The sequence below is a fragment of the Robinsoniella sp. KNHs210 genome (genome assembly GCF_000686105.1).
Taxonomy (GTDB): Bacteria; Bacillota; Clostridia; order Lachnospirales; family Lachnospiraceae; genus Robinsoniella; species Robinsoniella peoriensis.
The window spans coordinates 38901-61861 of sequence record NZ_JMLZ01000002.1 but is presented as its reverse complement, the minus strand read 5'-3'; the positions used below and the strand labels follow the sequence as shown (position 1 = coordinate 61861).

Here is a 22961-nt window from a genome sequence, read left to right as displayed (position 1 = left end):
CAACAGCATTGCGGATAAGATAACAGATTTGTAAGAAAACTCCTGCCCGTTTAATGAACTCTGCCATACTTCTTTGGAAACGTAATCTGAAAAATACAGCCCTTCATTCCTTTTTTTACACGAATACTACCTCCCTGTTCCTCTAGTATCTTTCTAGTCAGATACAGGCCAACCCCTGTTCCTTCTGTTTCCTGAACCGCAGATGATCTCCCACGGTAAAAACGTTTGAATATCCGATGCATCTCTTCTTTTGGAATTCCAACTCCCTGATCTTCTATTTCGATCAAAAAACAACTTACCATGGGCATCACCCGTATTTCAATAGAGGTTCCCTTCCCTGAATATTTTACAGCATTATCCAGCACATTCAGTAAAGCTTCCTGGGTCCATCCGGGATCCTGCAGAACTTCTTCATCATCAAATTCATTGACCGAAATAGAAATATTCTTATCGAAAGCCTTCATAAAAACTCCGTTAACTGCGCCAAGAAGGGTTTTTTTCAGACTTTCCTGCCTTTTCTCAATCCGTATCATGTTTGCTTCCAGTCTGGACAGCTGTATTAATGATTTCGTCAGATTCTCAAGCTTTACCACTTCATGAAATCCCTGTTGTAAAAATGACTGCTGTTCCTCTTTTGTAAAGCTTCCGGTATCTGCAATCTCATAACACATTTTCAATGAAGCCAGCGGCGTTTTTAACTGGTGTGAAATATCGGTAACCAGAGCTTTTGTCTCCACTTCCTCCCGTTTCATTTTTTCTCTTAATACCTGGTTCTCTTCACTAAGCTGCTGCAGCTTGTCGTCCATTTCAAATAATTTTATTTCTGCCTGCTGAAATTTTCTCCTCTGGTATAAGACCAGAATCCCAATCAAAAACGTCATAAAAATAAAAGCAGAAATTATTACCGGCAAAAAAGAGGAAAGCGCTGGGGAAAATGACCGATAACCAGATTCATAGCCGTATTTTTCCGCCGCTTCCTGTCCTGCTATGGCAGCCTGACCACTGTCTGCCTCTGTTTTCCCCTTGAAAATGCTGACATACTCTCCTTGCGTTCTTGGCTCCATAAGAATGCATTGTCCAAGCAGCTTCAATTCTTCCCTGTGTACCGTATCAACCCATCCTATACAAGCCATTACACACCCTGTTATTACAAGAAAGAGCAGTCCTGCAAAAAGGGCTACTCTTTTATTACTTCCTTTGTCCATATATAACCCATGCCTCTTACATTCTGTATTGCATCATTTTCCAGCCTTCTTCTCAGACGGCTGATGTTAACCGGTACTGTATTGTCATCCACAAACTGCCCGTCAATATCCCAGATGGCTTCCGCAATCTGTTCTCTGGAAAAGATCTGCCTGGGATTTTCCAAAAAGAAAATCAGTAACTGCATTTCTTTTTTGCTCAGAAGCAGCAGCTCCTGTCCCTTCCATGCCTTCATCTCCCTTAAGGACACGCGGATATCTGAGCACAGAAGATAGGAGATCTGCTTTACTTCTACCCGCTTCATCAGCGCATGAACCTTAGACACTAATACCATGAGGCTGAAGGGCTTCGTAATATAGTCATCCGCCCCTACATCATAGCCGTTTACAATATCAATTTCCTGGTCCAGCGCCGTTAGAAATATGAGATAGACACTGCTCTTTTCCCTTATTTTATGACAGAAATCAATCCCATTTCCCTCATTCAAGGTTATATCACTGATAATAAGCTGAATTTTATTCTGTTCAAACAGCTCTTCCGCCTGTGACGCTCCGAATGCGGACAGAACACGATATCCTTCCTTTTCCAGCCGCATGGTAATCCCCCGGTTCAGATTTTCATCGTCCTCCAGAAGCAAAATGGTTTTTCTCACCTGATATTCTCCTTATGCCTTATGATAATCTGATTATAGAGCACCCCCAAGGGTATTGTCAACGTCTCCCAGACTACAGCCGTGCTTTTTTCCAAACACCCCGTGCGTAAAATATGACAGCCATAACGGTGGCAATGGACCATCCCACCGGCCAGGAAAGCCATATGCCTGTTGTACCCAGGAACTTTGAAAATATAAATGCCAGGATAACCCGCAGTACCAGATCTGAAAAGGTATCGATCATAAAATAAATCATAGCACCGGATCCGCGAAGGACACCGTCAATAATCAGCTTAAGCGCCACTACAAAGTAAAAGGGTGCCACAATCCGCAGAAAATCCGTACCAATTCCCAATGCCACTTTACTGCTTTCATTCATAAATAATCCCAGCATGGTGTCGTTGAAGAAAAAGAATGCTGCAAAAAACGGTACCGTTACTATTTCAACCATAACCAGCCCAGCCTTAAATCCGTCTTTCACACGTTCTGCTTTTCCTGCCCCCATATTTTGTGCCGTGAAGCTGGACAATCCGTTAGAAAGGGTTGTGACGGAGGTAATACAGAAGGTGTTTAGCTTGATTGCCGCTGAATAGCCGGCAATAGTCGCAGAACCAAAACTGTTTACCAGGCCCTGCACAAACATGTTTCCTACCGACACAAAACTCTGCTGTAAAATACTGGGAATCGCTACATATGCAATCTTCCCCAGCATTCTCCCTGAAAAAAGCGGCGGACGGTCTGCTGTCTTAATCTCTCGTATTCTTTTCTGCAAAGTTAAAATGGAAAGGACACAGGATATCCCCTGTGCAATGAAGGTAGCCCAGGCCACACCTGCCACACCCATTTTGAAATTAATCACAAAAACCAGGTCCAATATGATATTTCCAATAGAAGAACCGATCAGAAAATACAGAGGTGTCTTAGAATCCCCTAACGCATTGAAAATGCCCGTGCAGATATTGTATAAAAATAAAAATGCCAGACCGCCTATGTAAATGTTCAGATAAAGCGCCGCATCATGGAATATATTATCCGGCGTCTGGATCAAACGCATTAACGGATGGCAGAAAACCAGCCCCAGAACTGTCAGAACCACGCATAATACTGCGCTGGCTATAAAAGTTGTGGTAACCGCCGTCTTCATTTCCTTAAATTTTTTACCGCCGAACAGCTGGGAAATAATCACAGAACATCCTACATTGCTGCCCATTGCTATTGCCATAAATATCATGGTAATGGGATAAGATGCCCCTACTGCTGCCAAAGCGTCTTCCCCTGCAAATTTCCCAGCAATCATACTGTCAGCTATATTATAAATCTGCTGAAACATCACACTGATTAACATGGGTATGGAAAATGCCCAAAGTACATTTCTGGGCTTACCGCTTGTCAAATCTTTAATCAAATCTATCGCCTCCCTGTTTTCTTTACTCTTATGTATTATATTCCTTTTTATTTATATGTAAAGAAAAACAGCAAAAAAACAAAGGTGCCGGAAATTCCAATGCACCTTTGCTTCTGATTAATCGTTTATTTAGTTCTGCTTTTATTCGTTATCTTCTTTATCCTCCCGCTTCATCCATTTCGAAATTGCAGCTTATCAGTAAATAACACCGCAGGCTATCATTTCTCCTGCATTTCCTGACGGCTGCGTTTTAAAATCATCCGGATTTCTGTGAATGACTACGGTTTTTCCCATTACTTCACGTGCATAAAAGCGTTCTGTAAACACCATCATCCAGGCAAATCCGCCATTGCCAAAAAGCGGTGGAAGATCGCCGGCATGGTCAGGATGCTCACAATCCCGCGGGTTATAGTGACCATCAGTGTCTGCAAACGGATCCGTATTAGTTCCCGTACAGGAACCTCCACTATGGATATGGAATCCAAAAATTTGTTCCCCACATGCCCCCTTCTTCGTAGGCAGCCCGTAAATTTCAGCAATTACAACTGTTCCTCCATCCATCTGATAAAAATATACCTGCCCTTTGATGCCCGGATATTTGCTGCTTCCATGAACAACGGCGCAGGCATCCGGCATCCTATTTATCTCTTGCATTATGATACTTGTACTGGACTGATACAATAATACACCTCCTGATATAGCAGCCCCGGTCTCCCCACCAGCTCAGAGCAAGTCTTGAAAATGTCTGTGTCCGGCTAGTTCTCCGGTATATAAACTACCATGCAAAATATATATATGCCTTAATTCCAGTAATTGTACCACTTTTCAAAAATCCCCTAACCATGTTGAAAAAATTAGCTTTGTACCGGCAGCCGGAATCCCGGAAGTATAGGGCGTAGATCAGATAATATCCACATGGCACATTTTCATTGCACCTAATGCCTGTTCATGGCTTTTCGGGGTTACACCGGCGCAGCATCCTGCATCTACAATAATATTTGCCTCCGGAAGAAACGTCTTGGCAAGCATTGCATTGGAGATAACACAGATATCCGTACACAAGCCTACAAATTCCATTTCTGTCACGTCTTTATATGCCCCATGGGCTAAATCCATTGCAAATCTGTCAGAACCAAATGACGATTTTTCATATTTTTTATATTGTGTAAAATCTACTGCTGATTTCACCTCATCGCAGATATCCCATCCTTTCGTACCTTTTATGCAATGAGCCACGGGGAGTTTTCTTCCCTCCTGCGTATCTGCATAATTATCATCATGGGTATCCATGGTAAATACCATCTCTCTGCCTGCTGCCTCATAGGCTTTCATTTTATCCACTACCTTTGCTACTATGTCCTGCGCCTCTTTGGTACCAAGAGCGCCGTCGATAAAATCATTCTGCATATCCACCACTACCAACATCCTGCTCATGTTCGAACCTCCTCTACCTTGCATTTTTGTATAATTTATCTTAACATCATATAAAAAAACTATCAACCTGATCATTTTGTGTAATTGCACTTTTCCACAAAAGTGATACACTATAGTTAGGAAAAATCAATAGCAACTTCTCATGTAAACTGTACATAATAACCTTAAGTATCAGAGCGTGTTTTAACCGGACGCATCATCTGTCTGTCCGGAAAATGAATAGAAAGGACGTAAGACTATGAAATTTGATCTGCACTGCCACACCAGCCATGGCTCTCTGGATGGTAAAGTCAGCATAGAAAACTATATTCAATTATTACAAAGACACGGATTTGACGGCATGTTAATCACTGACCACAACTCCTATAATGGCTACCGTGCCTACAAAAAACTCCATGAATCCACTCATAAATATGATGACTTCATCGTATTAAAAGGTGTGGAATACGATACCCTGGATGCCGGACACTTTCTGGTTATTATGCCGGATAGAATTAAACTCCCAATCCTGGAAATCCGTGGAATGCCGCTCTCTCTGCTAATGAGAATTGTACATGTGTTTGGCGGAATCCTGGGACCAGCCCACCCTTATGGTGCAAAATTCTTAAGTGCCATGCATTCTAAAAAGTTAAAAAGACACCCTGAACTTATCTACGATTTTGATTTTATAGAAACAGACAATACCTGTAACCCGCATCAGGGAAATATACTTGCACGGGATCTGGCAAAGAGATACCACAAACCAGCCATTGCGGGATCAGATGCTCATAAAGTCAAATATATCGGCACAGCTTATACTGACATTGATTATACGATAAAGGGAAATAACGATTTTATTAATGCCGTGCGTTTAAAAAAGATAGCAGGCTGCCGTTGCAGGGACGAAGTGTACTCAGAACCTAAGGTCGTTACCAAAATACTTCCTGTCAGTCTGGCCTGGAAAGTTTATAACTATGGACTTGGGTTTCTGAAGGCATATTCCAGAAAGGTAAACCTGAAAAACTTAAAGGAACTTTGGGAAAAATTCAAGCATGAAGCTCTTCCCGAAAGCAAAGCTGATCTGTACCGGAACGGACATCCCCACCATGCTTCCAAATAAAACAAAGACCGCTGCATCCCTTTGCAGCGGTCCTTACTTTCCTCAGGCTTCCGTATATGGTGCCAGAGACAGTCTGATAAAATAACCTTTGTCATGTTTGCACACCGGGCACATGGGCGGAACACTTTCCCCTTCATATACATACCCGCAGTTCAGGCACATCCATCCGGTTTTTACATCGGAAACAAAAAGTTTGTTTTCTTCCAGTAACTTCGCAAATTTTCCAAAACGGTCTCCATGTATTTTTTCAATCCCTGCAATCCCGTCAAAAGAGGCTGCTACTTTCAGGAAGCCTTCTTCTCTTGCTTTTTCCGCAAATGCTTTATAGATCGGATCATGTTCCTCGTATTCATTATGCTGTGCTGCATATAACAGCTGAACCACGTCATCATACAAGTCCACCGGGTAACCCCCATCGATTTCAATGGTTTCTCCTGCCAGTTCCTTTAAATGACCATAAAATATCTCCGCATGTTCTTTTTCCTGATTTGCCGTAAAAGTAAAAATTGCTTCTATGACCTGCAGGTTCTGCTTCTTTGCTTCCGATGCGGCAAATGTATACCGGTTACGCGCCTGACTCTCCCCAGCAAATGCACGCATAAGATTCTCTTTTGTTTCACTTGTTTTGAAATCCACTGCCATAATCACTACTCCAATCTTATCAATCATTCCATAACCTGTCTTTAGACCCAGGTTATGTTTTTAGTATGCTCTTACGGCAGAGTTTTATTCCAGTAACTGTAAATTTATCTGTTTGATTAAAATTTATTTTTCACCAGCAGCTTTACTTGTACTACCGTCAAAATAAAACAGTAAACACAAAAAACTGCCAGTGTCTGGATCACCATGGAGACAGAATAATAATCTTCATTGACAAATCTCTTCACAAATTCTGCTACTGGGGGGAATATCCACATAAAATACCGGGTAACCGGATACTCCTCCATAATGCCCATTTTCACAAGACCTATCAGCATATATAAAAAAGTAATCAGAGCTGCAACCTTTCTATTATGCATAATTCTGGTATGGAGGAAAGCACCCGTAATACCTCCCGTATATGCTGCAAAAATATGTAAGACCAGTGCAGTCAATATATCCGTTACCGTCATCGTTCTGTTAAAAAATGCAAAATGATTCACAGCATTTTGAAAAACCGGAAAGAGTACCGCAAAAAGACTGACCAAAATCCCAATACCTGCAAGGCAGCACAGATTGGTCAGATAATACCTGGTCTCACTTTGTACCTTCAAAATTAGTATCTGCTCCTGAACAGGGCTTTTCAACTCATTAAATGTCCATCCGATCCAGGTCATAATCCATATCACAAATACCATGGACATGGTATATCCTTCCAGTACACCCAAAGGTGAAAATGTATAAGCAAAACCCATATACATAGCCAGAACAAGCAGAGGCAGAATATACTTATTTGATTTTTTATAAGATTCAAATATATAGCGAAATAACACTCTATTCTTGTACATTCTGCATCTCCCTTAACTGAAATCCTGCGCTTAACATAAGCCGGATAATCTGATTACTGTTTTCAGCGGATGATCTGATTTTAATATGAAAACTGTTCATTTCCACCATATCAGCCGCATCTTTCACCTCTTTTGGCAGTGTTCCGCCACCAGACTCCTCTTCCCGTTCAAATATCAGGACATCATATTCCTGTAAAAAAGTGTCTTCTAATACCGCCTGTTTTAAGTGTCTGTCCTTTATTTCATAAACAAGATCTGCAAGCCGGTTAATTAATTTCTTCTCATGACAGGACATAACCACAGATCCTCCGTCATTTACATACTTCTGAATCATTGCCATAAATATGTTCTGCGATTCCACATCCTGCCCAGACAGCGGTTCATCCATCAGCAGGATATCGGCTTTCGTAAGTAGTGCCTGAATCACTGCTGTCTTCTGAAGCGTCCCTTTCGACAGATACTTCATGGGCTTATCCGCCATGGAATCCATAAAAAACTGCCGGAACAGAAAACTGCCTCTCTCCTTTGCATCTTCCTTCGTCAGACCATCCAGCATCCCCATACTCACCACGTACTCTCTTGCCGTAAAGTCTGACTTTGGAAAACGCTCAGGAATATATGTAATTTTCCATTTCTTATGATGGATAATTTTCCCCTCTGACACCGTTGTCAAATGTGCAATCATTCTGAGTAATGTGCTTTTTCCACAGCCGTTATGTCCTACTAAAGCGATCGTCTTCCCCTTTTCTATTGAAAAGTTAATATCCTCTAATATCTGGTCTTTTCCAAAGTGCTTTGAAACACCGACTACATCAATTAAATTTTCCGCCATTAAATTCCCCTCTCTCTTCTCCCCTGTTAACGGCACTGGAAATAAAAACTTAGGGGAAGCCTACACGCTCTGGAGCCTTTTTTCGGATTACCTGCCTTTATGCTTTTCTTTTTTCTTCTGTTGATGAATCAAAAACTGGCGCCTTTTTTCTTCTTCTCTTTGTTCCCGGCTCATGACGCTTCGTTCCTGCTTCCGCAACTCATGCTGCTGCTTCAATGCCTGCTGTGCCTTGGTTCCAATCCCCTTTTCCTCTACCGCTTTTTTCGCCTTTTTTTGGATACGTTTGAAGTTAATCCTGTGCTCTTCATGCTCATCTGACTCAACCGGAGGGCTGAATTTCAACCGCTTCCAATTTTCCAGATACCATTTGTTTACCTCGTAGTCCTTCGGCTCCGTACCAAATGTAACTTTGGCAGCTTCATATCCATGCTCTGTGGACCGTTCAAAAACACCAATCCAAAAGGGCGGATCGAAAATAATAGTGAGACTGGTCTTTACTTTGTTCATTTAAATTTCCTCCTTTAATTTAGCTGAACAAAGAACGGACAACCAAAGGAGGCAGGTTACTGACAGAATTCTTTATTCTGCGCCCGGACTACCAACCGGACTGTGTTTTTATCTTTGTACTTTAAATACTAGCATTTTTCAAAAATTTGTCAAGTTTGGCAACTATTTTTTTACTTCAAAAAGCCATCCGAAATTCTCCCCTTCCTTGTAATTCCCCTTCATATCTCTTATAATGGTAAAAATAGGTTCCAGTAATTTTTATGGACCGTAACAGGTGGTGATAATTATGAATAAACGTAAGAAGAACGACGTTTCTCTCCATGCAGAGCCAGTACCCAAAAGCGGCGGCTGCATGGAGTAGATATGCCGCTTTTCTGGCTTTGCTTCTGAATTTCAGTTTAAATTAAAGGAGAAAGCCATATGAATTATGAAAATGCGAATACAATTCTTCCGGAACATCTGGTAGAAGAACTGCAAAAATATATCCAGGGAGAATATCTCTATATTCCGGTAAAAAAAGAACAGCGGAAACAATGGGGCGAACGATCCGGTTACCGGCAAGAAATTGCGCAGCGAAATCTGGACATCTCAAAAAAATATGCTGCCGGGTTATCACTTTGGGAACTGGCAGATGAGTATCATTTGTCGGTTTATACAATTCGAAAAATAATCTATAAGAAATAATTTATAGACACACTTGACACTTCTGTTCTATCGCGGTAGAATCTCAATATAGAATTCTATTAGAATAGAACATTTTAACTTGCTGACTAACAGCACAGTATAAAAGGAGTGCATGCACATGGATATGAAATTATTTGATTCTGAACTACGGGTCATGGAAATTCTCTGGAAAGACGGGGATACCACAGCAAAAGAAATTGCTAAAATCTTAAAAGAACAGGTGGAATGGAGTAAGACAACCACCTATACCGTGATAAAAAAATGTATCGATAAAGGGGCAATTGAACGAAGAGATCCGAATTTTGTCTGTCACCCGCTGGTAACACAGGAAACCGCCCAGGAGACAGAAACGAACGAACTGATTAATAAAATGTTCGATGGTTCTGCTGACCGCCTTGTAGCATCCATACTTGGCAGAAAAGATTTATCCAAACCAGAAATTGAACGTCTTAAAGAGCTTGTACAGGATCTGGAATAGGAGGCAGTTATGACATTATGGGAGATGAGTTTTTATGCAGCCGTTTTAATTATAGCAATCATTGCCATTCGTGCTATAGCTGTGAATAGGCTGCCGAAAAAGACCTTTTTAGTATTATGGGGAGTTGTTGTCATCCGACTTTTGATTCCGTTTGCCGTTTCTTCCCAACTCAGTGTTTACAATTTAGCCAATCACCTGCAGCAGATGACAGAACATATTCCGGCATCCGGAGATAAAGTGGATTCTGCTTCTTCAGATTTAGAAACGACAGAAATTTCATCCAATGCTGACTATACGTTTCGTACCTTAAGTGAAACAATTGTGAACAATACAGCAGATGCTGCGGAAGCTGCCGCAATGGAATATACCGCTGTCAATTCCATGGGTAATGAAGAGATGGAAGTATTTGACCATACTGTTAATGCTGCCAGTTCCTCTTTAGAAGACAAGGCAGTGCAGAGTTCTGTCGTACAGGAAACCCCCATGTCCGTGGATAAACAGCCCTTACTGTTTATCCTGTGGCTTTCAGGGGCCTTGATCAGTGCATTGATTTTTATGGTTCCCCATATACGCTGCCGCCTGGAATACCGCACAGCTGTACCTGTTGGCAAAGAGTATCCGGTTTTTATGATTAAAAACGGTTTTATCCGCCGAAAAGTACGGATAAAGCAGTACGACCAGATTAAAACCCCTTTTACATACGGAATTTTGAAGCCTGTTATTCTCCTTCCCAAAAACATGGTGAAGCCCGATGACGCGCAGCTGCGATACGTATTAAGCCATGAATATATCCATATCCGTCACTTTGACGCACTGTTAAAATACCTCTTTGCATTTGCTGCCTGCATTCACTGGTTCAACCCATTTGTATGGATCATGTATCTTCTGGCAAATCGCGATATCGAACTTTCCTGCGATGAGTCTGTGGTCCGCAGCTTTGGGGAAGGTTTGAAATCTGATTATGCGCGTACGCTGATCAGCCTGGAAGAATCAAAAAGCCGATTGAACCCTCTATGCAGCCACTTTTGTAAAAATGCAGTAGAAGAAAGGATAAAAGCAATTATGAAAATAAAGAAAACGTCTTTGGCAGGTTCTGCCATAGCCCTGGTATTAACCGCCAGTATTGCCATAACATTTACAACCTCCGCCGCTGAGGCGCCCACAGAAACTGCTCTGGCTTCGGAAGCTTCTTCCAGAAATTTTGGAACAAATTCCGCAGCAGAACGGGGAATGGCTGAAAGTTCATCTGAAAGTGCAGCTGAAAACCCGGCTGAGAGTTCAGCGACAGAAAAAATTGATTTTACGAACATGAGTGAGGCTGATATTGAAAAATTAATATCAAAGATCACAGCTGAATATGATGCTGTGAAAAAAGAAGTTGCTTCCAATTATACTGACCTGGAAAACCAACTGACTGGGAAATTAGAAAAACTCAAGAAATTAGCCGATGAGAAGACAGATTATCTGGATCCCACATTTTTAGAACAATGGTATACTCTTACAGATGAGGTGTATAGCAGCTACAATAAATATATGGAACAATGCGCTTCCGACTATGAAAAAGTAAATACAAAATATGAGGACATCATGAATTCTTATTTTGATCAGGTCAGCAAACAATACGCTAAAGTTTCCGCCTCTTATTCCGCCAAGATAGAAATGCTATACCAGAAATCTATGGAGGATGATAACAAGGATCTTGAAACTCCGGTTGATGATTATGATGCAAAAATCAATGAACTTCAAAAAGAATTAGATGCCGTCAGCCAAAAATATGACAGTTTCACAAGAATTCTGGAAAACTCCAGTAAAATCCTTGACGATTATTATGCCAAGGCAGAAACCAAGCTGGCTGAAATTGACAAAATAGCAGATCCTGTCTTTGACAGGATTGCAGCAGAACGGCAAAAAGATTATTCCAAATTTGGATTGACCCGGGATAAAAAAACCGGAAGATATTACTACAACGACAAACTAGTGCGGTATTTCGAGGACCGGATTACCTCTAAAGACGATGATCAGACATATGGCCCCTGCTTTTCAACATCCGAAGGTGTGATCGATGTATTTGCTCTTCGTGATAAAGAAGGGAATCTGACGGGTTTTGAAACATTTGCACCGGAACATACAAAAGATTATGTTAAAAAATGGTTTAACCACTCTTGATATTTTCCGCTTCCCTGTTGTATCTTGTTAATGGTTCATCGGAGGATTTTGATTGCAAAATTAAAGCTGGATAAGATGGCAGGTACCTACCTGCTGCTTATCCAGCTTTTTTAATCCACAAAACTGATTACATGTTCTAAAAATACTCTGCCATCCAGATGCTCAATCTCATGGCAGAGACATTTTGCCATAAGATCCTCTCCCTCCAGCAGAATTTCCTCTCCAAATTCATTTTGCGCCTGAACCGTTACTTTTTTAGGCCTGACAGTTATCCCCGCCTTATCCGGAAAGCTTAAACATCCTTCTATACTCTCCTGCACCCCGCTGGTTCCGGTAATCTTAGGATTCACCAATTTTATAACACCATTTCCCATTTCTATCACAACCAGACGTTTCAAAACCCCAACCTGGCATGCTGCGATCGCTGCCCCATTGGGCATCGTATGCAGCGTATCCAGCATATCATCCAAAAGCTCCCTGATTTTATCATCCACCACTGTAACCTCTTTACATTTTTTCCTTAGTATCTCGTCTCCTTCATAACGAAGCTGCCTTACCGCCATTTCCCTGCTCCTTTCTGCTGCTTTCAGCCCTGGACTTTTTCAAACTTTCCTCAAATAAAAAGACATCCTCAATACTGCATTCAAACACCCTTGAAATATCATATGCCAGCCATATGGAAGGCTCAGATTTCTCTGTTTCAATGGCATTAATTGCCTGTCTCGAAGTACCTACCATATCCCCTAACTGAGCCTGGGTAAGTCCTTTCTTTTCTCTTAATTCTCTAATTCTGTTTTTCATTAATCTCTCCTTGCTAAACAGGCATGTAATGTTAACCTTACATTATAGTAGCATGGAGATTCTTATATGTCAAGTTAACATGACACACCATTTCCCTCTGTTAACATGACACATCATTTCCCTCTGTTAACATGACACATCTTTTCCCTCTTGACCATTTCCCAGATACATGGCATGATAATTAAAATATGAACCTAATAAAAATCACGGTATATACATAGGAGAACCCCCATGCAAACATACGAAGAACAACTATTTGAGACTTTGAATCTGGAATCACAGCTCATTGAAAATGCGCATTTTATTGAATGCACCTTTTCTCATTGCAATTTTTTTGAAATGAAAATTAAAAACTGTGTTTTTGACCGGTGTACCTTCCGCAGCTGTACCTGCGCAGGCACGGACTTTAAGTATACGGATTTAAAAAACAACGATTTTCACCACTGTTCTCTGGTTGGAATCAGTTGGGATGAGTTAAAGACCAAAAACGGAATTACACTTCCCTTTACTGCCTTTGAAAACTGTGTATTAAAATATAATTATTTTGTAAAGCTAAAACTGAATCAATTTTCTTTTCAGGGAAATGTCATGGAAGAATGTTATTTTGAAGACTGCCGGATGGAGAAAACCAACTTTCAGGGCTGTCAGCTTAAAAATACAAAGTTCGCAAAAAATAACCTGGCATTCTCTGATTTCAGAGACGCCAGGGATTATATGATTGATGTTCAGACAAATAAAGTAAAAAATGCACGTTTTTCATATCCGGAAGCCGTAAATCTGCTGACGGGACTGGGGATTATTCTGGATTAACCCCGCCCAAGCCAATTAGCGATCCTACATTTCCTTTTTCCGGCTGTCAAAATAGACAAACTGATCAATGGAATCTAAGATATCCGCAAAATCATCTCTGGGAGCCAGATCTATATATCTGCGCAGAAGTTCTGTCTCCTGGCTGCGGTATCTGCCGTAAAAAATATCATAGAGGTTATGTCCCCTCATATAGATTTTAAAAGTCTCCATATGCTCTTTTATGTCCTGAATACTTTCCAGATCTTTTCCCAGTACTTCTACCAGGTTCTTAGCACTTCTCAGGCGGTACAGATACTCTTTCCACTTTGTAAAAAGAATCTCATAAAATTCTTCTTCACTTTCTATAATTCCAAGCTGAGCCATAATTCCAGGATTTAAAAAGTAATTTTCAAAAGAATAGTATTTTAAAATCAGTACATTTCTCTGGGTTACCTTTGGTAACTGATCCACATCTTCCAGATTTCTCTGATCATAGTACCTGCAAAGCTGTCCCGCAAGCTTTTTGGGATCCTTGCCATCACCGTCCCGAATCATCAGAAACTGATCTCTCAGGTAAATCCGGTTCATATATTTTAAATTGGCATAAGTCTTAATATTTGTACAGCTATTCGTCGTGATAATTGCAATCCGGGACAATTTTCCATGCCTGTCATACACTTCCGAATAATATTTTTCAAGCAGCAGCGGAAGTCTGCTCTTATCCTGCTTCCCCTCAACAATAAAGACAAAACTGACGTCCAGAAGGTCATTTGCAGAGTAGCCCAGATCATCCAGAATATTCCCGATATCCGTGCGCTCCCTTACAATGGAAAAATATTCTCCATCCAGTACTATCTGTCTGATCTGCCTGCTGTTAAAATTAAACAGCATATTTGGTGAATGCGTGGTAAAAATCACCTGGTTTTTCTTGGATAACCGGTAAAGTATTTCACTGGCAACCTTTTGCAGCTGCGGATGAAGAAATATTTCCGGATCTTCCACAAGAATAATACTGGATAAATGATTTTCTCCCTCCACATATGCTTCCAGCAGAGACAGCATGTAGATACTTCTCATACCTTTGCCCAAATGTTCTATGGGGCTAGTAGTGCCTCTCTCCTTACTGTAAGTCCTGGCATTCACTTTAAATAACCGGTCTACATCGCACTCCATTGTATAATGGATTTCTTCCATAAATCCGCCATTTCTGTGAAAGATACGGTTTACCTTTTCGGAAAATTCACTTAAATTCAGCTGATAAAGCTTGTATTCCAACAATTTTGAAGTTTCATATGCATTCAGCTCAACCGGACTTTTCTGATTGATCAGGCCTATGCACTGAAAACAGTGATTGCACTGCTTTGCCTGGTCAAACAGACAGCATCCTGATCGCATCTGCGTTAACAGTTCATCCTCCTGGCACATGAGAAGATCTTCCTGTATCTGCTCCAAGTCTCTTTGTACATCGATGTAGTAAATCTTAGGCATCACTTCCTGTATGTAGCGGTTATGCTTCTTCACACCATCCCCATATCGAATCTGTCCCTCCCGGTTCACGGTGAACAAAAATGTCATGATCTCCCCGTCATAGGAAGGCAGCTTTAAACGGAAATCTTTTTCCCACACATCGTAGCGCTTATACTGGCTGACAATACCATTTCTATGCAGCATCTGCCTGTCATCCGCCGTGATCCGAACCGATACCTCTATTTCTATATTCTGCTTTTTCTCATTAAAATCTTCTTCCGTCACCGCATAAGATCCACAGACCGCACGAATTGCGTCCAGAATCGTAGTTTTTCCGGTATTGTTCTTCCCCACCAGGATTAACGCATTCTCAATATCCTGGATTTTCATATCCCGTATCCACTTGAAATTGCGGATATGCAGGCCTGTGAACTGCATATGAAGCACCTCTTTTCTTTTGAGCGTCTTCCCATTCTCATACAATCCCCGAAAACAATTACATTTCAGGTTCGATTTGATTGGCTCTGCCATTTTGTCCCTCTTCGGTTTAGACGTTGTTAGTTTCATTATAGCAATAATATTGGGGAATATACAACAAATTTAATTTCCTATTGACATTACCACAATGCTAAGGTTTATGATATTCTCAGAACCGGTTCCACTATACTATAAACTTTCAAAAGGAGGCAGATATGTTTACCATTGGAGAATTTTCAAAACTTTGCTGTATCTCTGCGAGAATGCTGCGCCATTATGACAGCATTGGACTGCTTCATCCTGCTGCAACGGGAGCCGATAACGGATACCGTTATTATAAAGCTTCCCAGGCAAAAACCCTGCACATGATTGAAAAATTAAAACGCTACGGCTTTACACTGTCTGAGATCAAAGTTTTGCTGGAACTTACGGATGATGCATTATATATCCAGATACAGCTGCAGCATCAGAAAATAAAGGATCAGATTTATTCTTTAAACACCATACTCAGCCAAATGGAACAGGATCTGTCTCTGACAAAGGAGAAAAAAACCATGAAACAGAACCAATATCACGTTATTACAATGGATACTCCTGCACAAAATGTTTTTGGGATCCGCCGTACGATCAACATTGATGCAGACAGTATTCACCAGTTGTTTGCAAATCTTCATCAGGAAATGGACACGCGGGGTCTTAAGCCGGCAGGTGCTTTCCAATTAGTTTATTTGAATGAGGAATTTTCCCATGAAAATGTTGAAGTAGAAGCCCAGGTTCCCGTGAACAGTCCCCACCCGGACATCCGCACCATCCCACCCACACTTTGTGCGGCAGTTACCCATTATGGCTCTCATCAGAATCTTCATCAGGCATATGACGCCATCCTAAACTGGCTTGCAGATCATCCGGAATATCACATCTCCGGTCCGGGCATCGAACGTTTTATCAGAGACGAACACAGTGCTTCTTCTGCCGATGACTTAGAAACAGGAATTTTATTTCCATTGGTGAAAACAAAATAGATGCAAAAAAGGAAAAGCGTGGAAGTTGCTTTTCCTTTTTTCGTAGAAATCTTCTAGTACTACAACGAACCGTTTATAAGTGGCTTATGGCTCACTAATCAAAACAATCTTATGAGTCATTACTTGAAATTGAGACTCCCTGCTGGTTTATTATATTTGGGTTTAGCTGAGGATAGACGCTTTGTGTAATATAGGTAGTGTGCGGAAAGATGGGGGTGGGAAACTGATATGGACTCCGTCAGCTGGCCGCAGAACTGGTATTTTCTAACCTTTCCGAAGCGCTTTTTGGCGGCACGCGGGCATTCACCGAGAAATCCTGATGCATTTCTCGGTTCAGTACCCGCTTAGTATCCGATGGGAGCCAGTCGAATACTATCCGCCAAAAAACACTCCGGAAAGGTAAGTAAATACTCAGCTCTGCTCTACGCTTCCTCCGCCCATACCAGTTTCCCACACCCATCTTTCCGAGATTCATGTTACCGCCACAAAGCTGGTTTTCTCAGTAGGTTGAAACCCCTGGGCTGTGGCAGGCTGTTCTTTATTGGATGCAGCGTAGTATGTTTCGGCTGTTTATGCGTAAAAAAAGATGAAAGTTTGCTACTTTTTCTGGAATGAAGAAGCAAATTACGGTGATAAGTCCAGTTACCCTATGCTACTCGTTCTCAAGATCAGTTGCTTGACATCATTAGCTTTATGCCAATAACGTCCAGCATGCCACAACCCCAGGGTTCCATCATGCTGAGAAAACCAGCTTTGTATCAACGAATGCTATCTCGGAAAGAGAAGGGGGCGAGCCAGGACATTGATTTGGAAAGCGTATAGCAGAGCTGAGCATTTACTTACCTTCCCAGAGTGCTTTTTGGCGGATACAATTCGACTGGCTCCCATCGGATTGTAAGCGGGCAGTGAGCTGCGAAATGCATCAGGATTTCGGAGCGAATGCCCGCGTGCCGCCAAAAGGGCTCTGGGAAGGTTAGAAAATGCCAGTTCTGCGGTAAGCCTTCCAAATCAATGTCCTGGCTCGCCCCCTTCTCTTTCCGTACACTACCTCTATATACAAAGCGTCCTTCCTCAGCTAAACCCCAATTTAAGATGAAATTCTTCCCTCTATACCATTTATTTCTTCTTCCCAAGTGCCAGCGTAGCCGTAAAGAAACTATACAAAGCCGCTCCAGCCAAAGCACCCGCACCCAAAATGGTGAGAATCTGTTCATTATTTTTATTCGCTTTTACAATAAAGTAACGGATTACTAATGCTACAATAATCGTAACTCCATTCACAGTGCTTCCAACCAGCAAGCCGGTAGCAAACAGAATACCAATCTGCTTCTTTCCGCCGATAAACTGGATCAATGCGCCTGGGAATGCCCAGATAATCAAACATTTGGCTACCTCTGAACTGGTACCTGCCTCAATTGTTGTAGCAAAAGTCTGTGCAACCGGTGCGAATAATCCCTGGTCAAAATATTTATGAGCCAGCATTGCAACCATTACAAATGCAACGGTAAATGCCAGAATCTCGCTTAAATACTGCTGCTTTCTTCCTGCTTTCTCCAGCTCAGGATCTGCTCCATTACCTCTTAATATATATCCGCATTTCAGATCATATGCCATATCTGAAAATGCAGGTCCCGTAGCAGAAGTGTAGCCGACCATAAGCGCCAGTGGTACCGGCGGAAATCCTAGCAGCAACCCTACCAGCAGGAAAATGAGCGCAGTTGCAAATCCGGGGAACCATCCGGAATGCATTGCCGAAATACCTACGATTAACTCAGATCCGATTGCTGCAAAAGCCGCATAAATAACCCAGAGAACAAATTGCGGAAATGACATCTGTGTTACCAGTCCGCTGATTACAGCCAAGAGCAGCGCCACCACAAGATATGCTATATACCCCAGTCCAAGAGCCTGTTTCATCTGGGACATACTGGTGGTAAATTTACCTGCGTTGCTTGACTCTTTGCCTTTTCTTTTAAATAGCATCATTCCAACCTGTATGAGCGCAACAATACCTGCACCAATCATGATTCCATGAGGCATATATTTCAGCAGAGCAACATTGTCAAAGCTGTATCCTTCTCCAAACAGATTACCGGCAATGACAAAATCATGCTGAAACAGATTCAAAGAAATTGCATTTGTTTTAACGATTCCGATTACAATACTGCCGGCTCCCAAAGCTCCCATGGCAAAAAAGTCTCCAAACCAGGACACGCCAAGTAAATCCATTGGTATTCCAATCCATTTACCGACAATACCTCCTGCTGCACCTACGATTAACAGCATCGCCTTTCTGCCTTTTTCTACAACGGCCAGGATTGCCTCAGCCGCTGCAACCCCCGGCGGCCATGCGCCGGCAGCCGGAAACATCTCCGTATCAAAAGTTTTATAAAGAATCGTTGCATCAATAATTGTTGCCAGAAATACACCGATCAGCATTGGGAACATCAACTCCGGATGACCCATAAGAACAGGAATTCCGATCGGAAGTATTAAACTGTTTGCAGCTGAAAATGTGGCACCTGAAATCGCGGTCTGAATCAGGTTCTGGCTATGTACATTGCGGTATTTCTGCAGCAGCTTAATCGGTATTCTGGATAAAATAATTGCAAACAGCGCTCCAATAATCGAAGTATTGGGAGTTACACCTGTTCTTACAATCAACTCAAGCCCAATGATGGCACCTATCGCACACATAATCAGATTTAAGATCAGAATATGCGGTGAAAATGCTTTCGGGTGCTCGGATGCAGTAATCTTAATCTCTGTCTGCAGGTCTTTGTTGTCATTCATAATCGCTTCCTCCTTTTGTGTCTTTTGCACAATATAATATCCGTAATCGCAAAAGATAGTTCCTGTAAGGTTCAAAACTTTACTGTTTTAAACTCTTGAATTAATTGCCATTATATTGATTTTTTCAACAATTGTCAAGTTATTTTTATTTAATTTTCACAAATTATTTATTTTTATTTTACAATTATGAAAACCCGTACATCTTAAATCTTCTTGTGCTTAATGCACAATATACTGTCAATATTTTTGGTCACCGGATGTATCGACTTTACACTTTTTCAATGCTATACTTTTGTTAAATTTTCAAGAAAAGAGGTATCGGATTATGTTAATGAAGCAATTAATTGAAGCATTTGATATTTTAGACAGCAGCACTGTAACTGGCGGGGACGTAGCAGTATACCTGCGGGGCATTCGTCCGGATGCCAATATTGAAGTATATGAATTAAAGGGACCAAAGGGCTCTACCGATATGGTAAAAGTCAGAATTCCGGGAACCAACGGTAAGACAAAGGGGGGAACTGCTCCTACGATCGGTCTTCTTGGACGTCTCGGCGGCATCGGGGCACGTCCGGAACGACTGGGTTATGTTTCCGACGGTGACGGTGCTCTGGCTGTAGTAGCTCTGGCCGCCAAACTTTTAGATATGCAGAATAAAGGAGATTTTCTGGATGGGGATGTATTTATCTCCACACACATTTGCCCGGATGCGCCTACCGCCCCGCATAAACCGGTTCCATTTATGGGATCTCCGGTGGAAATGTCCCAGGTGAATCAGGAAGAAGTATCTCCGGAACTGGATGCCATCTTATCCTGTGACACTACCAAAGGAAACCGTATGATTAATACTCGTGGATTTGCCATCTCCCCTACAGTCAAGGAAGGTTACATTCTAAAAGCTTCCGAAGATCTTCTGGAGTTAATGCAGATCACAACCGGCAAACTGCCCTATGTATTCCCGCTGTCTACCCAGGATATCACACCATACGGCAATAACCTGCACCATATTAACAGTATTCTCCAGCCTGCTACGGCTACAGATGCTCCGGTAGTTGGCGTCGCTATCACGGCTGAAGTAATGGTACCGGGCTGTGCTACAGGAGCAAGCCATATCACAGATATTGAAGAAGCAGCCCGTTTTATGCTTGAAACAGCAAAAGCGTTTACCAGGGGTGAATGCGAATTTTATGATAAAAAGGAATATGAATTAATTCAGTCTCTGTATGGCTCCATGAAGCATATCCAGACACTGGGGCGCGTCTGAAAACGAAGCAGAAAGGATGTTGTGGAAATATGAAAGTTGGGGCAATCACAATCGGACAGGCACCACGGGTTGATGTGACCAGTGATATCATGGAGATATTTAATGGTAAAGTAGAATTGCTGCAGGGCGGCGGTCTGGACGGACTGACCCGCACGGAAATCGAAAAATTCAAACCGGAGGAAGGGGATTACGTATTGGTATCACGGCTCACAGACGGAAGCTCTGTTACATTTGCAGAACGGCATATACTTCCCAGGCTGCAGCAGCGGATTTATGACCTGGAAGAACAGGGGGTAAAATTCATCATGTTTTTCTGTACCGGAGATTTTCCCGATACTTTTAAATCTAGTGTACCACTTATTTTTCCATGTAAAATATTAAATCATATCGTACCGCTCCTGACGAAGACATCGAATATTATTACCGTGACTCCCTCTCATCTTCAGGTAGCGCAATGCGAAAAGAAATGGAGAAATTATGTAAGCCAGGTCACTTCCGTCCCCGCATCTCCATACGGTGATCAGGAAACCTTAAAGGCGGCTGCATATAAAATCAGGGATATGGATGGAGATCTGGTGATTTTGGACTGTATTGGATATACACAGGAAATGAAAGAGATGTTTTCTGCGATTACAGGCAAAATGATTGTTCTTTCACGAACAATTCTTGCCCGGGTCGTTTCGGAACTGACCGATGTCTGATTCATACAGCAACCGTCTTACAATTATTTCTATTGAAGCAAATGACGCATTTAGGAGATGAATTTTTATGAGTTTAAAAGATAACGCTAAAAATATTTTAATAAACTGCCTGGATGCCAAACCGGAAGAAACGGTACTGGTAGTAACGGATGACTCCCGTTTCCTCATAGGACAGGCAATTTATGAAGCTGCAAATGAACTGGGGTGCGAATCACTGCTTCTTCGGATGAAAGAACGAAACGTATCTGGTGAAGAACCCCCAAAAGCAGTATCTGAGGCTATGAAATGGGCAGATATCGTAATTTGTCCCACTGCAAAATCCCTGACCCATACCAATGCCCGGATAGGCGCAGTAAAAAATAATGCCCGGGTGGCAACCATGCCCGGTATTACGGAAGCAATGTTCGAAAATGGAGCCATGACTGCGGATTACTCTGCTGTAGAACTTCTGACCGAAAAGGTTTCACAGCTTTTAGATCACGCTTCTACCGCCCGGCTAGAGAAAGACGGCTGTATTCTCACCTTGGACCTGAAAGAAAGAAACGGTGTACGAAGTCCCGGCGTCTACAGACATCCTGGCGAAAGCGGAAATCTCCCTTCCGGTGAAGCATACATCGCCCCTAACGAAAACGGTTCCGATGGCGAAATGATTATCGACGGCTCCATGGTTGGAATCGGTAAACTGGACTCTCCGCTGCACGTGAAGATAGAGAATGGAAAAGTCCGGGAAATAACCGGTGAAAAAAGTGAACTGCTTTCTATTTTATTAGAGAATGATAACAATGCCACTCTTGGTGAACTTGGAATCGGAACGAATGAAAAGGCAATCCTAAGCGGGATTATTCTGGAAGATGAAAAGGTATTTGGTACGGTACATATCGCATTTGGCACGAATACTTCCTTTGGCGGTACAAATAAAGCTGACTGCCATATGGACGGCATCATTTTAAAGCCAACCCTGTATCTGGATGATACCCTGGTAATCAAAGAGGGGATTTTTGTCATATCCTGACAGAAAAGCGAAAATAAAAAGGGAGAAAGAATGAAAAAGAATTTTAAAATTGGTCTGATACGAGTTCTGACAACCGATGATACAGAGCTTATGAATATGCATGGCCGCATAATAGAAAAAAATTTCCCAGGCCTGATCGTAGAATCAAAATGTATTCCCGACCAGCCGGAAGGTATCCACAGCCATGAACTGGAACAAATCGCCATCCCCAAAATAGTTGAAACTGCAAAAAGTTTCCATGATCCGGATATGATTATTGTGAGCTGTGCCGATGATCCCGGTGTCGCTGAAATCAGGGATGCTCTCCCCGGCATTCCGGTTACCGGGGGCGGGGAAAGTACAGCTGCCCTTGCCACAAAATACGGCGATAAAATTGCAATTCTCGGCATCGTAGACTACGCACCCAAAGCATACCTGCGAATGATACCGGAAAAAATCATTGCTGTTGAAAAACCGGAAGGTGTCAGCAGCACCCTGGACCTCATGACGGACAAAGGTCACGCTGCCTGCATGGAAGCAGCAAAAAGAATCAAAAGTATGGGTGCCCAGGTCATCGCTCTTGGCTGCACGGGGCTGACCACGATCGGCATTGCAAAAGAAATCGAACAAGAAACCGGCCTGCCGGTTGTAGATCCGGTGCTGGCAGAAGGCCTGTTTGCCTGGTTTGAAGCACTGCGCCGGAAATGAC

The 22961-nt window shown here is 42.1% G+C and carries 23 protein-coding genes; 10 read left to right on the top strand and 13 right to left on the bottom strand.

Translation table 11 applies throughout. The annotated features are described in order from the left end of the window. Positions 1-50: 50 nt before the first annotated feature. From CD03_RS32755 to CD03_RS0107175, 5 genes are all read right to left on the bottom strand, one after another. The gene (locus CD03_RS32755) at positions 51-1205 is read right to left on the bottom strand and encodes a sensor histidine kinase (protein WP_052377722.1); all 1155 of its coding nucleotides are present in this window, start codon (positions 1203-1205) and stop codon (positions 51-53) included. Continuing rightward, positions 1178-1855 carry a response regulator transcription factor gene (locus tag CD03_RS0107190; protein ID WP_027293060.1) on the bottom strand — a complete coding sequence of 226 codons (678 nt, stop codon included), beginning with the start codon at positions 1853-1855 and terminating at the stop codon, positions 1178-1180. The genes CD03_RS32755 and CD03_RS0107190 overlap by 28 nt, the downstream gene beginning before the upstream one ends. 73 nt (positions 1856-1928) lie before the next feature. Further along, positions 1929-3260, bottom strand: coding sequence for an MATE family efflux transporter (locus tag CD03_RS0107185; protein WP_027293059.1), 1332 nt, complete (start codon positions 3258-3260; stop codon positions 1929-1931). Between the two features lie 195 nt (positions 3261-3455). Further along, positions 3456-3941, bottom strand: a complete 486-nt coding sequence (locus tag CD03_RS0107180; protein WP_242849064.1) for a superoxide dismutase family protein — start codon at positions 3939-3941, stop codon at positions 3456-3458. Positions 3942-4160: 219 nt separating this feature from the next. Next, a complete protein-coding gene (locus CD03_RS0107175; RefSeq protein WP_027293057.1) occupies positions 4161-4694 on the bottom strand; it encodes a cysteine hydrolase family protein in 534 nt (177 codons plus the stop codon). Positions 4695-4932: 238 nt separating this feature from the next. Between CD03_RS0107175 and CD03_RS32750 the strand changes: the two genes are divergently transcribed. Further along, on the top strand, positions 4933-5793 hold the full coding sequence (locus CD03_RS32750; RefSeq protein ID WP_044289219.1) for a PHP-associated domain-containing protein: 861 nt from the start codon (positions 4933-4935) through the stop codon (positions 5791-5793). 42 nt (positions 5794-5835) lie between these two features. On the opposite strand, the gene rbr is transcribed toward CD03_RS32750, so the two are convergent. The 4 genes from rbr to CD03_RS0107150 all read right to left on the bottom strand — a co-directional run bounded on the left by rbr (position 5836) and on the right by CD03_RS0107150 (position 8619). Beyond that, on the bottom strand, positions 5836-6435 hold the full coding sequence (gene rbr / locus CD03_RS0107165; protein WP_027293056.1) for a rubrerythrin: 600 nt from the start codon (positions 6433-6435) through the stop codon (positions 5836-5838). Between the two features lie 116 nt (positions 6436-6551). After that, entirely contained in the window at positions 6552-7280 is a 729-nt protein-coding gene (locus CD03_RS0107160; RefSeq protein WP_027293055.1) for a hypothetical protein, read from the bottom strand. Further along, a complete protein-coding gene (locus CD03_RS32745; RefSeq protein WP_052377721.1) occupies positions 7267-8112 on the bottom strand; it encodes an ATP-binding cassette domain-containing protein in 846 nt (281 codons plus the stop codon). The genes CD03_RS0107160 and CD03_RS32745 overlap by 14 nt, the downstream gene beginning before the upstream one ends. Positions 8113-8199: 87 nt before the next feature. After that, entirely contained in the window at positions 8200-8619 is a 420-nt protein-coding gene (locus CD03_RS0107150) for a YjdF family protein (protein WP_027293053.1), read from the bottom strand. Positions 8620-9039: 420 nt separating this feature from the next. Here CD03_RS0107150 and CD03_RS0107145 point away from each other — a divergent pair, with 420 nt between their 5' ends. The 3 genes from CD03_RS0107145 to CD03_RS35880 all read left to right on the top strand — a co-directional run bounded on the left by CD03_RS0107145 (position 9040) and on the right by CD03_RS35880 (position 11947). Continuing rightward, positions 9040-9303, top strand: a complete 264-nt coding sequence (locus tag CD03_RS0107145; RefSeq protein ID WP_027293052.1) for a CD3324 family protein — start codon at positions 9040-9042, stop codon at positions 9301-9303. A gap of 118 nt (positions 9304-9421) precedes the next feature. Beyond that, a complete protein-coding gene (locus tag CD03_RS0107140) occupies positions 9422-9781 on the top strand; it encodes a BlaI/MecI/CopY family transcriptional regulator (RefSeq protein ID WP_027293051.1) in 360 nt (119 codons plus the stop codon). A 9-nt stretch (positions 9782-9790) separates the two neighbouring features. Further along, positions 9791-11947: a M56 family metallopeptidase gene (locus CD03_RS35880; RefSeq protein WP_052377720.1), complete on the top strand. Its 2157-nt coding sequence runs from the start codon at positions 9791-9793 to the stop codon at positions 11945-11947. 110 nt (positions 11948-12057) lie between these two features. On the opposite strand, the gene def is transcribed toward CD03_RS35880, so the two are convergent. Both def and CD03_RS0107125 read right to left on the bottom strand, forming a co-directional pair. Further along, positions 12058-12510 carry a peptide deformylase gene (gene def, locus CD03_RS0107130; protein ID WP_027293050.1) on the bottom strand — a complete coding sequence of 151 codons (453 nt, stop codon included), beginning with the start codon at positions 12508-12510 and terminating at the stop codon, positions 12058-12060. Next, complete coding sequence (locus CD03_RS0107125; protein WP_027293049.1) at positions 12485-12748, bottom strand: helix-turn-helix transcriptional regulator; 264 nt, start codon at positions 12746-12748, stop codon at positions 12485-12487. The genes def and CD03_RS0107125 overlap by 26 nt, the downstream gene beginning before the upstream one ends. A 231-nt stretch (positions 12749-12979) precedes the next feature. Here CD03_RS0107125 and CD03_RS0107120 point away from each other — a divergent pair, with 231 nt between their 5' ends. Then, positions 12980-13558, top strand: a complete 579-nt coding sequence (locus CD03_RS0107120) for a pentapeptide repeat-containing protein (RefSeq protein ID WP_027293048.1) — start codon at positions 12980-12982, stop codon at positions 13556-13558. A gap of 24 nt (positions 13559-13582) precedes the next feature. On the opposite strand, the gene CD03_RS0107115 is transcribed toward CD03_RS0107120, so the two are convergent. Beyond that, the gene (locus CD03_RS0107115) at positions 13583-15442 is read right to left on the bottom strand and encodes an ATP-dependent nuclease (RefSeq protein WP_027293047.1); all 1860 of its coding nucleotides are present in this window, start codon (positions 15440-15442) and stop codon (positions 13583-13585) included. A 254-nt stretch (positions 15443-15696) separates the two neighbouring features. On the opposite strand from CD03_RS0107115, the gene CD03_RS0107110 reads away from it, so the two are divergent. Continuing rightward, entirely contained in the window at positions 15697-16503 is an 807-nt protein-coding gene (locus tag CD03_RS0107110) for a MerR family transcriptional regulator (RefSeq protein WP_027293046.1), read from the top strand. 1116 nt (positions 16504-17619) lie between these two features. Here CD03_RS0107110 and CD03_RS0107100 read toward each other — a convergent pair. Next, positions 17620-19296: an OPT/YSL family transporter gene (locus CD03_RS0107100; RefSeq protein WP_156042823.1), complete on the bottom strand. Its 1677-nt coding sequence runs from the start codon at positions 19294-19296 to the stop codon at positions 17620-17622. 325 nt (positions 19297-19621) lie between these two features. Between CD03_RS0107100 and CD03_RS0107095 the strand changes: the two genes are divergently transcribed. From CD03_RS0107095 to CD03_RS0107080, 4 genes are all read left to right on the top strand, one after another. Continuing rightward, positions 19622-20560 (top strand): DUF1177 domain-containing protein, encoded by a 939-nt coding sequence (locus CD03_RS0107095; RefSeq protein WP_027293043.1) that lies wholly within the window; start codon positions 19622-19624, stop codon positions 20558-20560. A gap of 29 nt (positions 20561-20589) precedes the next feature. Further along, on the top strand, positions 20590-21261 hold the full coding sequence (locus CD03_RS0107090) for an AroM family protein (RefSeq protein ID WP_027293042.1): 672 nt from the start codon (positions 20590-20592) through the stop codon (positions 21259-21261). A gap of 67 nt (positions 21262-21328) precedes the next feature. After that, complete coding sequence (locus CD03_RS0107085; protein ID WP_027293041.1) at positions 21329-22273, top strand: aminopeptidase; 945 nt, start codon at positions 21329-21331, stop codon at positions 22271-22273. 30 nt (positions 22274-22303) lie between these two features. Further along, on the top strand, positions 22304-22960 hold the full coding sequence (locus tag CD03_RS0107080) for an aspartate/glutamate racemase family protein (protein ID WP_027293040.1): 657 nt from the start codon (positions 22304-22306) through the stop codon (positions 22958-22960). Position 22961 lies beyond the last annotated feature (1 nt).

Excerpts from the sequence above, each read along its gene's own strand:
- CD03_RS0107140 (WP_027293051.1), top strand. The coding sequence starts at position 9,422 with ATGGATATGAAATTATTTGATTCTGAACTACGGGTCATGGAAATTCTC.
- CD03_RS0107115 (WP_027293047.1), bottom strand. The coding sequence starts at position 15,442 with ATGCAGTTCACAGGCCTGCATATCCGCAATTTCAAGTGGATACGGGAT.
- CD03_RS0107085 (WP_027293041.1), top strand. The coding sequence starts at position 21,329 with ATGAGTTTAAAAGATAACGCTAAAAATATTTTAATAAACTGCCTGGAT.
- CD03_RS0107150 (WP_027293053.1), bottom strand. The coding sequence starts at position 8,619 with ATGAACAAAGTAAAGACCAGTCTCACTATTATTTTCGATCCGCCCTTT.
- CD03_RS35880 (WP_052377720.1), top strand. The coding sequence starts at position 9,791 with ATGACATTATGGGAGATGAGTTTTTATGCAGCCGTTTTAATTATAGCA.
- CD03_RS32755 (WP_052377722.1), bottom strand. The coding sequence starts at position 1,205 with ATGGACAAAGGAAGTAATAAAAGAGTAGCCCTTTTTGCAGGACTGCTC.
- CD03_RS0107090 (WP_027293042.1), top strand. The coding sequence starts at position 20,590 with ATGAAAGTTGGGGCAATCACAATCGGACAGGCACCACGGGTTGATGTG.
- CD03_RS32745 (WP_052377721.1), bottom strand. The coding sequence starts at position 8,112 with ATGGCGGAAAATTTAATTGATGTAGTCGGTGTTTCAAAGCACTTTGGA.
- CD03_RS0107110 (WP_027293046.1), top strand. The coding sequence starts at position 15,697 with ATGTTTACCATTGGAGAATTTTCAAAACTTTGCTGTATCTCTGCGAGA.
- CD03_RS0107160 (WP_027293055.1), bottom strand. The coding sequence starts at position 7,280 with ATGTACAAGAATAGAGTGTTATTTCGCTATATATTTGAATCTTATAAA.
- CD03_RS0107120 (WP_027293048.1), top strand. The coding sequence starts at position 12,980 with ATGCAAACATACGAAGAACAACTATTTGAGACTTTGAATCTGGAATCA.
- CD03_RS0107095 (WP_027293043.1), top strand. The coding sequence starts at position 19,622 with ATGTTAATGAAGCAATTAATTGAAGCATTTGATATTTTAGACAGCAGC.
- CD03_RS0107145 (WP_027293052.1), top strand. The coding sequence starts at position 9,040 with ATGAATTATGAAAATGCGAATACAATTCTTCCGGAACATCTGGTAGAA.
- CD03_RS0107100 (WP_156042823.1), bottom strand. The coding sequence starts at position 19,296 with ATGAATGACAACAAAGACCTGCAGACAGAGATTAAGATTACTGCATCC.
- CD03_RS0107080 (WP_027293040.1), top strand. The coding sequence starts at position 22,304 with ATGAAAAAGAATTTTAAAATTGGTCTGATACGAGTTCTGACAACCGAT.
- def (WP_027293050.1), bottom strand. The coding sequence starts at position 12,510 with ATGGCGGTAAGGCAGCTTCGTTATGAAGGAGACGAGATACTAAGGAAA.
- CD03_RS32750 (WP_044289219.1), top strand. The coding sequence starts at position 4,933 with ATGAAATTTGATCTGCACTGCCACACCAGCCATGGCTCTCTGGATGGT.
- CD03_RS0107175 (WP_027293057.1), bottom strand. The coding sequence starts at position 4,694 with ATGAGCAGGATGTTGGTAGTGGTGGATATGCAGAATGATTTTATCGAC.
- rbr (WP_027293056.1), bottom strand. The coding sequence starts at position 6,435 with ATGGCAGTGGATTTCAAAACAAGTGAAACAAAAGAGAATCTTATGCGT.
- CD03_RS0107125 (WP_027293049.1), bottom strand. The coding sequence starts at position 12,748 with ATGAAAAACAGAATTAGAGAATTAAGAGAAAAGAAAGGACTTACCCAG.